The 13,812-nt window shown below is 74.5% G+C and carries 10 protein-coding genes; 6 read left to right on the plus strand and 4 right to left on the minus strand.

The window, feature by feature from the left end; translation table 11 throughout:
• Positions 1-331: 331 nt before the first annotated feature.
• Positions 332-1,837, minus strand: coding sequence for a CoA-acylating methylmalonate-semialdehyde dehydrogenase (locus IEZ03_RS08915; RefSeq protein ID WP_184886983.1), 1,506 nt, complete (start codon positions 1,835-1,837; stop codon positions 332-334).
• Positions 1,834-3,156, minus strand: coding sequence for an aspartate aminotransferase family protein (locus IEZ03_RS08920; protein WP_184886985.1), 1,323 nt, complete (start codon positions 3,154-3,156; stop codon positions 1,834-1,836). The genes IEZ03_RS08915 and IEZ03_RS08920 overlap by 4 nt, the downstream gene beginning before the upstream one ends.
• A gap of 147 nt (positions 3,157-3,303) precedes the next feature.
• Between IEZ03_RS08920 and IEZ03_RS08925 the strand changes: the two genes are divergently transcribed.
• Positions 3,304-4,914, plus strand: a complete 1,611-nt coding sequence (locus IEZ03_RS08925; RefSeq protein ID WP_184886987.1) for a PucR family transcriptional regulator — start codon at positions 3,304-3,306, stop codon at positions 4,912-4,914.
• A 75-nt stretch (positions 4,915-4,989) separates the two neighbouring features.
• Positions 4,990-5,769, plus strand: a complete 780-nt coding sequence (locus IEZ03_RS08930) for an alpha/beta fold hydrolase (protein ID WP_184886989.1) — start codon at positions 4,990-4,992, stop codon at positions 5,767-5,769.
• A 9-nt stretch (positions 5,770-5,778) separates the two neighbouring features.
• Here the strand turns inward: IEZ03_RS08930 and IEZ03_RS08935 are convergent, their stop codons facing one another.
• Entirely contained in the window at positions 5,779-6,594 is an 816-nt protein-coding gene (locus IEZ03_RS08935; RefSeq protein ID WP_184886991.1) for a TrmB family transcriptional regulator, read from the minus strand.
• Positions 6,595-6,659: 65 nt separating this feature from the next.
• The gene (locus IEZ03_RS08940) at positions 6,660-7,190 is read right to left on the minus strand and encodes a helix-turn-helix transcriptional regulator (protein WP_184886993.1); all 531 of its coding nucleotides are present in this window, start codon (positions 7,188-7,190) and stop codon (positions 6,660-6,662) included.
• A gap of 201 nt (positions 7,191-7,391) precedes the next feature.
• Between IEZ03_RS08940 and IEZ03_RS08945 the strand changes: the two genes are divergently transcribed.
• From IEZ03_RS08945 to IEZ03_RS08960, 4 genes are all read left to right on the plus strand, one after another.
• Positions 7,392-8,627, plus strand: a complete 1,236-nt coding sequence (locus IEZ03_RS08945) for a hypothetical protein (RefSeq protein WP_229808151.1) — start codon at positions 7,392-7,394, stop codon at positions 8,625-8,627.
• Positions 8,628-9,064: 437 nt separating this feature from the next.
• Complete coding sequence (locus tag IEZ03_RS08950; RefSeq protein ID WP_425117600.1) at positions 9,065-11,077, plus strand: serine/threonine-protein kinase; 2,013 nt, start codon at positions 9,065-9,067, stop codon at positions 11,075-11,077.
• Positions 11,074-12,474, plus strand: a complete 1,401-nt coding sequence (locus IEZ03_RS08955) for a protein phosphatase 2C domain-containing protein (protein ID WP_184886997.1) — start codon at positions 11,074-11,076, stop codon at positions 12,472-12,474. The genes IEZ03_RS08950 and IEZ03_RS08955 overlap by 4 nt, the downstream gene beginning before the upstream one ends.
• On the plus strand, positions 12,471-13,811 hold the full coding sequence (locus IEZ03_RS08960; protein ID WP_184886999.1) for a vWA domain-containing protein: 1,341 nt from the start codon (positions 12,471-12,473) through the stop codon (positions 13,809-13,811). The genes IEZ03_RS08955 and IEZ03_RS08960 overlap by 4 nt, the downstream gene beginning before the upstream one ends.
• Position 13,812: the final 1 nt, after the last annotated feature.

The raw sequence follows: 13,812 nt of genomic DNA on the forward strand, positions 1-13,812 counted from the left end.
GAACCTGACTTTTAATTTCGCCCCATTTAATGCGGACAGTCAGATTGTGTCGCCCGCCACAGACTCCGTCAATGGGTGTTGGCATTATTCGCCACCGGCCGCCGGACGAAAATTGACGACGAAATCCACCGGATGTGGGAAAGTCCCATACGCCGCGGACCTAGGCGTTCTCACGGTGCGGCGAACCGCTCTCACGCGCTGCGACCCCACCGTGCCACGTTTGTCCACTTGTGCTGCATTCTGAGAGTTTCATCGCTTTCTGGACGCAGCGAACGTGCGGCCGGTCGCCGCGGCCGGCCGCACGTCCGGGGAATGCCCGGGAAGAGCGGGCTCAGCCGCTGGTCGGGAAGCCGAGGTTCACTCCGCCATGGCTCGGGTCCAGCCACCGCGCGGTGACGGCCTTCGTCCGGGTGTAGAAGTGGACGCCCTCCATCCCGTGGGCATGACTGTCACCGAACAGGGAGTCCTTCCAACCGCCGAAGGAGTAGTAAGCCATCGGAACGGGGATCGGCACGTTGACGCCGACCATGCCGACCTCCACCTCGTTCTGGAAGCGGCGCGCCGCCCCTCCGTCGTTGGTGAAGATCGCGGTGCCGTTCCCGTACGGGTTGGCCGAGATCAGCTCCATGGCCTCCTCGTAGGAGCCGCACCGCACGACCGACAGCACCGGGCCGAAGATCTCGTCCCGGTAGGCGTCCATGTCCGGGGTGACGTGGTCGAGGACGCTGGGGCCGAGCCAGAACCCGTCCCCCGCGCCGCCCAGGACGTCCGGGTCGCGCCCGTCCACGGCGAGCGTGGCGCCCTGCGCGACGCCGGAGTCCAGATAGGACGCGACCTTGTCGCGATGCGCGCGGGTGACCAGCGGCCCCATCTCCGACTCGGGGTGGTCGCCGGGCCCCACCTTCAGCCGCGCGACCCGCTCCCGGATCTTCGCCATCAGCTCGTCCCCGGCGGGATCGACGGCGACGACCACGGAGATCGCCATGCACCGCTCCCCCGCCGAGCCGAACCCGGCCGACACCGCGGCGTCCGCGGCGAGGTCGAGGTCGGCGTCCGGCAGGACCAGCATGTGGTTCTTGGCGCCGCCGAGCGCCTGCACCCGCTTGCCGTTCGCCGCGGCCGTCCCGTAGATGTACCGGGCGATCGGGGTGGAGCCGACGAAGCTGACCGCCCGGACGTCCGGGTGGTGCAGCAGGGCGTCCACCGCGGACCTGTCGCCGTGGACGACGTTGAACACCCCGTCCGGAAGGCCGGCCTCCGCCCACAGCTCCGCAAGTCGGACCGATGCCGACGGGTCCTTCTCCGACGGCTTCAGGACGAACGTGTTCCCGCACGCGATCGCGACGGGGAACATCCACATCGGCACCATCGCCGGGAAGTTGAACGGGGTGATCCCCGCGGCGACGCCGACCGGCTGCAGGATCGAGTAGGCGTCCACCCGGGTCGAGACGTTCTCCGAGAACCCGCCCTTGAGCAGGTGCGGGATCCCGCAGGCGAACTCCACGACCTCCAGGCCGCGGGCCACCTCGCCCGCCGCGTCCGAGACGACCTTCCCGTGCTCGGCCGAGATCAGCCGGGCCAGTTCGCCGCGATGCCCGTGCACCAGCTCGCGGAACCTGAACAGCACCTGCGCCCGCTGCGACAGCGAGGCGTCCCGCCAGCCGGGGAACGCGGCCCTGGCGGCGGCGACCGCGGCGTCGACCTCGGCCCGCCCGGCGAAGTCGACCGTGCCGGCCCGGCGTCCCGACGCGGGCTCGTAGACGTCGCCGCGCCGCTCGGCCTCCCCGGCGAACGGCTTGCCGCCGATCCAGTGCGTCACGCGCCCGCCGGCGGTCATGAGCCGGCTTCCCCGTGCACCGCTTCCCCGTTCACGGCTTCGAGGGACGCGATCAGGACGCCGAGACCCTCGGCGGCCTCGGCGTCGGTCAGGGTCATCGGCGGCGCCATGCGCACCACGTTGCCGTACAGGCCGCCCTTGCCGATCAGCAGCCCCCGCTCGCGGGCCGCCTCCATCAGCGCGGCGGCGAGCGGCGGGCTCGGCTCGCCGGTCCCGGGATCGACCAGCTCGATCGCGAACATCAGGCCCTTGCCCCGGACGTCCCCGACGACGGGGAACCTCCCGGCCGCCGACCGCAGCCCGCCGATGAGCGTGCCGCCCTGCTTGGCGGCGTTCGCCCGCAGGTCGTGGTCGAGGACGTAGTCGAGGGTCGCGTTCGCGGCGGCCATCGAGACCGGGTTGCCGCCGAACGTGGAGATGCCGAGCGCGTGCAGGCCGTCCATCAGGTCGCCGCGGGCGACCACGCCGCCGATCGTGAACCCGTTCCCGAGGCCCTTGGCGAAGGTCATCATGTCCGGGGTCACGCCGTGGTTCCCGATGCCCCAGAAGTTCTCGCCGGTCCGTCCCCATCCGGTCTGGACCTCGTCGGAGATGAACAGGATCCCGGCCTCGTCCAGGACGCTCTTGTAGGCGGCGAGCAGGCCCTCCGGCGGCATCGTGAACCCGCCGACGCCCTGGATCGGCTCGGTGATGAGCGCGGCGACGTCCCCGCCGGTCGCGGTCGCGAGCACGTGCCGGAGGTCGTGCACGCAGGCGTCGACGTACGCCTCGTCCGACATCCCGGCGAACTGCGGGAGGTGCCGGTCGGCGCCGTGCAGGAAGTGCGCGTTCAGCGGGGAGTAGGGGAGGTTCCTCCAGGCCCGGTTGCCGGTGACGCCCGCCGTGCCGAACGACCGGCCGTGGTAGCTCTGCCGCAGCGCGAGGACCTGGTCGCTGCGCCGCGCGTACGCCGCCAGCAGCAGCGCCGTCTCGTTCGCCTCCGTCCCGGAGTTGACGAAGAACACCTTCGCGTCCGGGATGCCCGACAGCCGGGCGACCTTCTCGGCGAGCTCGATCTGCCCGCGCACCAGGTACGCGGTGGAGGTGTGCACGACGCCGGTCGCGAGCTGCCGCTCCACCGCCTCCCGCACCTCGGGCACGTCGTACCCGAGCATGTTCGTGAGGATGCCCGTGAAGAAGTCGAGGTAGCCGTTCCCCTCGGCGTCGGTCACGCGGCTGCCCTTGCCGCCGACGATCTCGATGGGTTCGCTGTAGTTGAGCGCCATCCACGACGGCATGACCGCCCGGTGGCGCTTGAGCAGGTTCGCGTGTTCCGACATGCCCCAAGTCTCGTTCGCGCAGGCCGGACAGGCCACCCGCAGAGTGTCACGACCCCGAGCGTTCCGTTAACGGTCTGCTGGCGGCTGACATCCTGTAACGGAGAACGGCGGGTTTCTTGACACCCTGTGCGGATATCCTCGGGGTCGATGCTGCCCACCGTCGACGACGTCCTCCGCCTTGAGGCGGTCCGCCGCGGGCAGCCGCGCGTCGTCGCGGGCGGCGACCGCACCGGCAACCGGGTCCGCTGGGTGCACGTCGCGGAGATCGCCGACATCGCGCACCTGCTGCACGGCGGCGAACTCGTCCTGACGACCGGGATCGCGCTGCCGGACGAGCCCGAGCGGCTGCGCACCTACATCGGCGAGCTCGCCGATGTCGGGGTGAGCGGCCTGATGATCGAGCTGGGCCGCCGCTACGCGACCGAGCCGCCGCCCGCGCTGATCGCCGCCGCCGAGGAGAACGGCCTCCCGGTCATCGTCCTCGCCCACGAGCCCGCGTTCGTGGACATCACCGAGTCGGTGCACTCCCGCATCCTGCAGGACCAGTTCGACGAGCTGCGCGCCTCCGAGCAGCTCCACGAGATCTTCACCCGGCTGTCGGTCGAGGGCGCCTCCACCGAGGAGGTCGTCCGGCAGGTCGCCGCGCTCGGCGGGCACCCGGCCGTCCTGGAGAACCTCGCCCACCAGGTCCTCGCCGCGGACGCCGGCGGCGCCGACGCGTCCGAGCTGCTGTCGGCGTGGGAGACCCGCTCCCGCGCCGTCCGGCCCGGCCGCCGCACCGGCTACGACCCGACCTCGGGCTGGCTGGTGACGACGGTCGGCGCCCGCGGCGAGGACTGGGGCCGCCTCATCATCGACCTCGGCTCGCCGCCCTCGCCGCGCGAGACCGTGCTGATCGAGCGGGCCGCCACCACCCTCGCGCTCGGCCGGCTCCTCGACCGGCACGCCGAGAGCGTCGAGCGCCAGGCGCACGGCACGATCATCGCCCGCATCCTCGCGCACGCCTACGCCGACCCGCAGGAGGCCGCGGCGCGGGCCCGCGCGCTCGGCGTCCCGCTGTCCGGCCGCCGCCTGCTCGGCGCCGTGCTGCGGCACCGCGGACCCGGCGCCCCGCCCGCCGGCGAGCTGTCCGCGCTCGCCGAGACGGCCGCCGCCGCCTGCAAGGACGCCCGGCTCGCCGCCCTCGTCGGCGTCCTCGACGAGGGCGGGCCGCACGCCCGCGTCGGGGTGCTGGCCTCGCTGCCCGCGCGCGCCGACGTGGAGACCGCGCTCACCGAGATCGCCACCCGCGTCCGCGGCCGGTCGGAGGGCGCCGTCATGGCGGCCGGGTCCGTGGTGGAGACGATCCGCGACGTCCGCCGCTCGTTCCTGGAGGCCGAGCAGGTCGCCGACGTCGCCGCGCGCGGCTCCGGCGCCCGCCTCTTCTACCGCCTCCCCGACCTGCGCCTCCGCGGCCTGCTGCACCTGCTCCGCGACGACGCCCGCGTCCAGACCTTCGTGGAGCGCGAGCTGGGGCGGCTGCTGGAGTACGACGCCCAGCGCGGCGCCGACCTCACGCGCATCCTGGAGATCTACCTGGACTCCGGGCGGAACAAGGCCGTCGCCGCCCAGCACGCCCACCTGTCCCGCCCCGCCTTCTACGAGCGGCTCCGCCGAATCGAACGCGTCCTGGACGCCGATCTCGACGACGTCGAGTCCTGCGTCTCCCTCCACGTCGCGCTGCTGGCGCTCAGCTCCGTCCGCTGGGAACGGCCCTGACCGCTCCCGGCTGCGGCACCTTCTGGCCGGTGAAGGCCGCCATGGGGCGGCGCCGTCCCGCATAACCTTCAGTGCATGACGGACGCTGCGTTGCATGTTCACCGGTACGGGGATCCGGCGGGCTCCCCGGTCGTCGTGCTGCACGGGGTCACCGGGCACGGGGCCCGCTGGCGGCGGACGGCCGAGCGGTACCTCCCGGACCGCCTGGTCCTCGCGCCCGATCTGCGCGGGCACGGGCGGTCGCCGTACGAGCCGCCGTGGACGGTCGAGCGGCACGTGGCGGACGTGCTCTCCGTCCTCGACGCGGACGGCATCGAGCGGGCCGACCTCGTCGGGCACTCCTACGGCGGGCTGATCGCGGTGCATCTGGCGCGGACGTCGCAGCGGCGGGTGCGGCGCCTCGTCCTGCTGGACCCGGCGATCGGGCTGCCGCCCGCGGACGCGGCCGCGGAGGCGCGCTCCTACATGGCGCCGGTGTCGTTCGCCGACGCGGCGGAGGCCCGCGCCGCCCTCGCGGCCCGCTGGCCGGACGCGCCGGACGAGGCGCTGGACGACGAGGTCGCCGAGCACCTCGAACCCGGCCCGGACGGGCGGCTGCGGTGGCGGTTCGAGCAGGCGGCGGTCGTGACCGCGTACTCGGAGATGACCCGCCCCCGGCTGACGCCCCCGCCGGACATGCCCGCGCACCTGGTGATCGCGGCGAAGGCCGACATGGTGCGGCCCGAGTTCGTCGCCGACTGCCGCGCCGCCCTCGGGCCCGCCCTCGTCATCAGCGAGATCGACGCCGGGCACATGCTCTACACCGACCGCGAGGAGGAGACGGGGACGCTGCTCGCCTCCTGGCTCCGCGAGTGAGCCGGGCCGTCAGCGCTTCCTGAGCAGCCGCAGCAGGCCGGGCTCGGTGGCGAAGAGGCGGTCCAGCTCAGCCGCGCCCACCCGGTCGGCGAGAACTTGCAGCGCGATGTCCTGCCGGACGAACTCCGCCGCCATGAGCGCGACGGCCGGGTCCGCCGTGTAGACGCCCCACGCCGCCGCGTCCCCGAAACCGCCGACCACGGCCTCGCGCCGGTCCCCCACCACCACGATGAGCCGGTACCCGAACTCCTCGATGACCGTCTCGGGCGCCGAGTAACGGTGCTCGTGGACGTTCCCGGGCCCGTCGAACGGCTCCTTCCCGAACGACACGACGGAGACCTCGACGTCCCGCGCGGCCGCCTCCAGGACCTGGCCGCGCAGCACCCGCATCTCGTCCGGCCATATCGACATGAACAGGTCCCGCCGCGCGCCCGCCACGACGTCCCCCGCCCGGTCGAGCATCGCCTGCCCGTCCTTGAGGTTGTGGATCAGATGCCCCTCCGGCGCGGCCGCGACCGCGGGCAGCGCGGACCGCAGCGCCGACACCGACCCGTCGAACTCCCGCCGCATCCGGTCGAGCAGCGACTCCGGCGGCAGCGGCAGGTACTCCGTCGCGTCGGACGCCCCGCGCACCTCGTACGCCGCCCCCCGCGCCACGAGCTTGCCGAGCGTCTCGTACACGGTGCTGCGCGGCACCCCGGAGCGCTTGGCGACCTCGTAGCCGTTGACCGGCCGGCCCGCCCCCACCAGCGCCACATACGCCTTGGCCTCGTACCCCGACATGCCAAGCCGCTGCAAATGCTCAAGGACATCCTGGGTGCTCATCGAAGTACTTTATTGGGCCCGGCCGGCCGCGGCCCGCGGCTCGAAGGCCGCGGGCCGGGCGGGGGTCAGGTCGTCCTCCGCTGGAAGGGGAGGTAGCGGTCCGCGCGGCGGGGGCGGGCCAGGAGGCCGGTGGACTCCACGGCGAGGATGCGGTCGAAGCGGAAGGCGCGGATGCCGCGGCGCATGCGGCACCAGCCGACGAGGTACCAGTGGTCGCGGTGGACGAGGCAGGTGACGGGCTCGACCTCGCGGATCGTGACGTTGGCGCCGGCGTCGCCGTAGCAGAGCCGGACGACGCGGTGCTCGGTGATGGCCGCGGCGACCACGCGGGCGCGGTCGGAGGTGGAGGCGTCGAGCGGCGTGGTGAGGGTGGCGAGCGTGGTGGTGACCACGTCGTCGTGGGTGGCGGCGTTGTGGGCGTCGGCGTGCGGGGCGTCGTCGTGGGGGGTGGTGTCGAGGAGGGCGTGCAGGGCGCGGCGCGCGGTCGTGGCCTGCGGGCCCGTGCCCAGGTGCGCGAGGGAGAGCGCGAGTGCGGCGATCTCCGCCGCGGTGAGCGCGGTGGATGCGGTCTGGTGGTGCGTCGCAACGTTCGCCATGGTTCGATCATACGTTCGAACACTGACATTCTGGAGGTTCCGGGCGCGGCTTCTTCGGGTCGCGTGACGCAGTACGGGCAGGCGGGGGCGGAGGATCGGCCGCCCGCTTGAGAAGGCGACCTCGCATGGTGAAAACTTGAACACCGAACTGGCTGAATCTGGGGAAATCGGGGCGACCATGGGCGGACCGGTGAACCGGCGTTGAGCGACGCACGCGTGGGCCGGCCCCCGATGAGCCGGGACGAGGCGGACCGCACGCTAGCGCGGCTCCGGGACGAGAGGGACCGCATCAGCACGGCACTGCTCGAACTGGAGGCCCACCACGGCTACCAATTACTGGAAGGCGCGGCCCTCGACGGTGAGACGCGCCGCGTGCAGGCCGACGTGCGCACCGGGATGGCCTCCCTCTGGGGCCTTTTCGATCTCTACGGAAGCGTCGTGAGCGCCGCGGAGGACCTCCGCGCCCGCAACCCCAGGCCGGGCCAGGCGCAGCTCACGGAACTCACCCGGCTGCTCGCAGGCCCGTCGGTCGAGCTGCCCGTCACGGAGGTGCCGCTGGGGCGGCGGACGCTGCTGTCCGTGCCGTCCGGCGAGCGGCTGACGCTGCGCGCGGCGGTCGAGCGCATGACCCCCCTCTACGAGGAGGTCGCGCAGGCGGTCGCGTCGCTGGACGCGGTCTGGTCGGCACTGCTGTCGCGGCTCGCCGAGGTCGAGGCCGAGCGGCGCGCGGCGGACGAGCTGCTCGAATCCCTCGGCGGGACGGAGCCGGAGCTCGACCGGCTCCGCGCCGACCTCGACGCCGTCGCCGCCGTCGTGCGCGCCGACCCGATGGCGCTGGCGGCCGGCGGCAGCGCCGACACCGGGCGCCTCGACGCGATCCACGCCGGACTCGCGGAGGTGCGGCGCGGCCTGGAGCAGGCGGAGCGGGTCCGGGACGGGTTCACCGGCCGGCTCCGCGCCGTCGCCGGCGTCCTGGACCGGCTGCGCGAGGAAGAGGCGGAGGCCCGCCGCGTCCGGGACGAGGTCCTCACCAAGATCGCCTCACCGGCGCCGCCGGACCTGCCGGGGGCGTCCGCGTCCCTCGCCGACCGGCTCGCCGCCCTCGGCCGGCCGGGGCACGGCACGGGCTGGAACGAGCTCGCCGCACGGGTCGAGGAACTGGAGCGGGCGGCGGACGACGCGCTGGCCCGGGCGCGCGAGACCGTCGGGCTCATCCGCGGGCTGCTCGACCGGCGCGCGGAGCTGCGCGGCCGGCTAGAGGCGTACCGGGTGAAGGCGGCCAGGCTCGGCCACGCCGAGGACGCCGGGCTCGCGCGGATCCACGACCGCGCCCGCGAGCTGCTGTGGACGTCGCCCTGCGACCTGCGGCGGGCGACCGTGGCGCTGTCCGAATACCAGCGGGCCGTCAACGCCCGGTCGAAGGGAGCGAAGCGATGAGCCAGTGCGCCGAACCGGGCTGCGGCGGAACCGTCGACGGCGGGTACTGCGTCCTATGCGGCGTGGCCGCCTCCTCCAGCCCGCCGCCCGCGCCGGCCTCCCCGAACGCCTGCGCGCAGCCCGGCTGCACCGGCACGGTCGTGGACGGCTACTGCGACGTCTGCGGCAGTCCCCCCGCGCCCAGCGTGCCCGCGCCCCGTCCCCCGGTCGCCGTGCCCGACGACGCGTGCCGCCAGCCCGGCTGCACCGGGAAGATCATGGACGGCTACTGCGACGTGTGCGGCTCACCGCCCGCCCACACCAGCCTGACCTCGCGGTCGCGCCCGGCGCCCGGAACGGGCACGTCGGGAACGGGCACGTCGGGCAGCCGGGGCACCGGCAGCACGCGGACGGGCAGCACGCGCACCGGGTCCGCGCGGTCGTCCGGCCGCCGCGGCATGCTCGGCGCGGGCCTGGTCGAGGTGCCGCGCGTCCCGTACCGGGACCCGTCCACGGCGGTGATGAGCGACCCGCAGGTCGCGGAGGGCAAGCGGTTCTGCAGCAGCTGCGGCGAGCCGGTCGGCCGGGGGCGCGGCGACCGGCCGGGCCGCACCGAGGGGTTCTGCCCCAAGTGCGGCACCCGCTTCTCCTTCACCCCGAAGCTCAGCCCCGGCGACCTCGTCGGCGGGCAGTACGGCGTGCTGGGCTGCCTCGCCCACGGCGGCCTCGGCTGGATCTACCTGGCCAAGGACCGCAACGTCAGCGACCGGTGGGTGGTGCTCAAGGGCCTGCTGGACAGCGGCGACGCCGACGCGATGGCCGCCGCCGCGGCCGAGCGCGCCTACCTCGCCGAGGTCGAGCACCCCAACATCGTCAAGATCTACAACTTCGTCCAGCACGACGGCGACGGCTACATCGTCATGGAGTACGTGGGCGGGCAGTCCCTCAAGGACATCCTGCTCCAGCAGCCGCAGCCGCGCGGCGAGAAGCACCTCCCGCTCGCGCAGGCCATCGCCTACGGGCTGGAGGTCCTGCGGGCGTTCGAGTACCTGCACGCGCAGGGCCTCGTCTACTGCGACTTCAAGCCGGACAACGTCATCCAGTCCGAGGAGCAGCTCAGGCTCATCGACCTCGGCGGCGTGCGGCGCCTGGACGACCCGGACGGCGCCATCTACGGCACGACCGGCTACCAGGCCCCCGAGATCGCCGAGGCCGGCCCCTCCATCTCGTCCGACCTGTACACGGTCGGCCGCGCGCTGTCCGTGCTGAGCTTCCCGTTCAAGGGCTACACCCGGACGTTCGCCGAATCCCTGCCGCCGCGCTCGCAGATCCCGCTGCTGCAGCGGTTCGAGTCCTTCGACCGGTTCCTGCGCCGCGCCACGCACCAGGTGCCCGCGGAGCGGTTCCAGGACGCGGCGGAGATGGCCGAGCAGCTCACCGGCGTGCTCCGCGAGGTCCTCGCCGCGGAGGACGGCGTGCCGCGGCCCGCCCCGTCCGGGCTGTTCGGGCCGGAGCGGTTCGCGGCGCGGATCGCGGACGGCGGGTCGGCGGAGTCCGCGCTGCCGCCCGTCCCGCCGCCGGTGGCCGCGGCGGCGCTGCCGGTGCCGCTCGTGGACGGCTCCGACCCCGCCGCCGCGTTCGTGTCCGGGCTGACCGCCCTGGAGCCCGCGCAGGTCGCCGAGGCCGCGGCGAAGGCGCCGCAGCGCACGCCCGAGGTGAAGCTGGCGCACGCCCGGGTCAAGATCGAGCTGGGCGCGGTCGAGGAGGCGGGCGAGATCCTCGACGAGCTCGCCGCCGAGCGCCCCGGCGACTGGCGGATCGACTGGTACCGCGCGATCGCGCTCCTGTCCCAGGGCCGCGTCCAGGAGGCCGCGCCGCTGTTCGACCGACTGTACGGGCTGCTGCCCGGCGAGGCGGCGCCCAAGCTGGCCCTCGCCTACTGCCGCGAGCTGCGGGCCCCGCTCGACGCGATCCGCCTGTACGAGATGGTGTGGCGCACCGACCAGAGCTACATCAACGCGGCGTTCGGCCTCGCGCGCGTGCACCTGGCGGCGGGCGACCGGGGCGCGGCGGTCGCCGCGCTCAACTCGGTGCCGGAGGTCTCCATCCGGTACGTGGCCGCCCAGGTGGCGGCGGTCGCGACGGCGGTGCGCGGCCGCAGCCCCGCCGAGCTGACGGCGCCGGAGCTGGTCGCCGCGGGCGAGCGGCTCACCGCGCTGGACCTGGACGCCGAACGCCGCGACCGGCTGGCCGCGGAGGTCCTGGAGGCCGCGCTCGACTGGCTGCTCGACGGCCCGGGCGCGGCGGGCAGGGCGGGCGGGCGGCTGCTCGACGCGCAGCTGTCCGAGACCCCGCTGCGCCGCCGGCTGGAGGAGACCTACCGGGAGCTGGCACGGCGCACCCGCGACCGGGACGAGTGCCGCCGGCTCGTCGACTCCGCCAACGCCGTGCGCCCGAGGACCCTGCTGTGACGGGCGGCCAGCACGGCGCCGATGACCACCGGGCCGATGACCAAGGTGCCGGCCACGCCGACCCGGACGGGGCCAAGGCGGCGGAGCCGTCCTGCCCCTCCTGCGGCGAGACGGTGTACCCGGGCGAGGTCTTCTGCGAGGAGTGCGGGCACCGGCTGGCCGGCGCCCCGCCCCCCGAGCCGGTCGAGTCCGCCGCCCCGGGCGGAGCCGGTGCGGCCCCGGCGCCCGCCGGGGACCCGTGCCGCGGGTGCGGCGGGACGCCGATCGACGCCGACGGCTACTGCGAGACCTGCGGGATGCGCCAGCCCGCCGAACGCGACCACGTCGAGGTCGAGCTGCCCGCGCCAGGCGGCGGGAACGGGTCCGGCCCGGTCGCCGCGGCCGGGGCCAGCGACCGCGGCCGCCGCTACAGCCGCAACGAGGACGCGCTCGCCCTCGCCGCCCACGCCGCCGGGGTCGCGGCCGTGGTGTGCGACGGCGTCGGCTCGTCGCAGCGCCCCGAGGACGCCTCCCGCACGGCCGCCGACACCGGCGCCGCCGAGCTCGTCGCGCTCCTCGGCGCCGGCGAGGACCCCGAGGACGCGACGCGCACCGCGGCGCTCCGGGCCGCCTCGGCGGTCGCCGCGCTCTCCACGTCGCCGGGCGACGCGCCGTCGTGCACGTACGTGTCCGCGGTGACGCGCGGGGGGTCCGTCACCGTCGGCTGGATCGGCGACAGCCGCGCCTACTGGCTGTCCGCGGACGGCGCCGTCGACCCCGGCGAAGACGGCACCGGCGAGGGCGGCGACGAAGAACCGGCCACGGACGGGTCCGGCCCGGAGACCGCGGAGCTCAGCACCGGCGACATGGCGGAGCTCGGCCCGTCCCGCAGGCTCACCGAGGACGACTCGTGGGCCGCGTTCATGATCGCCCAGGGCGCGCTGACCGAGGCGGAGGCGGAGGAGCACCCCAACGCCCACGTCATCACGGCGTGGCTCGGCGCGGACGCCGGGCAGGTCAGCCCGCACGTGGCGACGTTCCGCCCGGCGGGTCCCGGCACGCTGCTGGTCTGCAGCGACGGCCTGTGGAACTACTTCCCGGCGGCCCGCGACCTCGCGGCGCTGCTGGCCGCCGGCCCCGCCGCGCCCGGCCCGGACGAGCCGGCCGCCGCGACCGCCTCCGACGCGGCGAACGGGGCGGGCGGCACCGCGACCGACCCCGCACCCGGCCCCGTGCCCGATCCGGGCCACGACCCGGCGGCCGACCCGCTCGGCGTCGCGCGGACGCTGGTACGCCACGCCCTGGACGCGGGCGGCCGCGACAACATCACGGTCGCGGTCATCCCGATCCCGGCCCCACGCTCCCCGCACAGCAGCATCCACGAGAGCATCCCGCACAGCACGGAGCAGCCCCGATGAGCGAGCAGCCGCAGTTCACCGTCAAGATCGACCAGAACAAGTTCCTGCCCGAGGGCGGCCGCGAGGTGCACGCCATCGTGTCCGTCGAGGCGGGCGCCGAGGGCGGCGCCATGCCGGCCCCCGCCAGCACCAAGGCGTCCGAGGTCATCATCATCGACACCTCGGGGTCGATGAGCTACCCCGATACCAAGCTGCGCGCCGCGGTCGCGGCGGCGCAGGTCGCGGTCGACACGCTGCGCGACGGCGTGGAGTTCGCGGTCATCTCCGGTTCCAACACCGCGTCGATGGTCTACCCGCGGCAGGGCGGCCTCGTCACGGCGTCCCCGCAGACCAAGGACAAGGCCAAGCGGGCGCTGAGCGGGCTCCGGGCCTCCGGCGGCACCGCGATCGGTTCGTGGCTGCGGCTCGCCGACGAGCTGTTCGACGACGTCCAGGGCGGCATCCGGCACGCGATCCTGCTGACCGACGGCAAGAACCAGCACGAGACGCCCGAGGAGCTCGACGCCGTCCTGTTCCGCTGCGGGGGCCGGTTCGTGTGCGACTGCCGCGGCGTCGGCACCGACTGGGAGGTCGCCGAACTGCGCAAGATCGCCTCCGCGCTGCTCGGCAGCGTCGACATCGTCGCCGACCCCGCCGGCCTCGTCGCCGACTTCCAGGCGATGACGGAGGCGGCCATGGGCAAGTCCGTCGCCGACGTGGCGCTGCGGGTGTGGACGCCGCAGACCGCGCGGCTCCGCTTCGTCAAGCAGGTCATGCCGTCCGTGGAGGACCTGACCGGCAAGCGCGTCGAGTCGGCGCCGCAGGCCGGCGACTACCCGCTGGGCGCGTGGGGCGCGGAGAGCCGCGACTACCACATCTGCGTGGAGGTCCCGCCGGGCGAGATCGGCAAGGAGCTGCGCGCCGCGTGGGTGAAGCTCGTCGTGCCGGGCGCGCCCGGTGAGGAGGCGCAGGTCCTCGCCACCGGGAACGTTCTCGCCCAGTGGACGGACGACGAGGCCCAGTCCACCCGGATCAACCCGCGGGTGGCGCACTACACCGGGCAGGCCGAGCTCGCCGTCGCCATCCAGGAGGGGCTCCAGGCCCGCAAGGACGGCGACTTCGACACCGCGACCGCGCGCCTCGGCCGGGCCGTGGTGCTGGCCGACGAGGCCGGCAACGAAGCGATCACCGCGATGCTGCGCAAGGTCGTGGACGTCGTCGATCCCGCGACCGGCACCGTCCGGCTGAAGCGCCACGTCGAGAAGGCCGACGAGATGGCGCTCGACACGCGTTCCAGCAAGACGGTCCGGACGCGCAAGGACGAGACGCTGACCACGCCGCGGCCGGGTGAGCGCTGAG

Origin of the sequence: Actinomadura livida, from assembly GCF_014648675.1 — a bacterium.
Lineage (GTDB): Bacteria > Actinomycetota > Actinomycetes > Streptosporangiales > Streptosporangiaceae > Spirillospora > Spirillospora livida.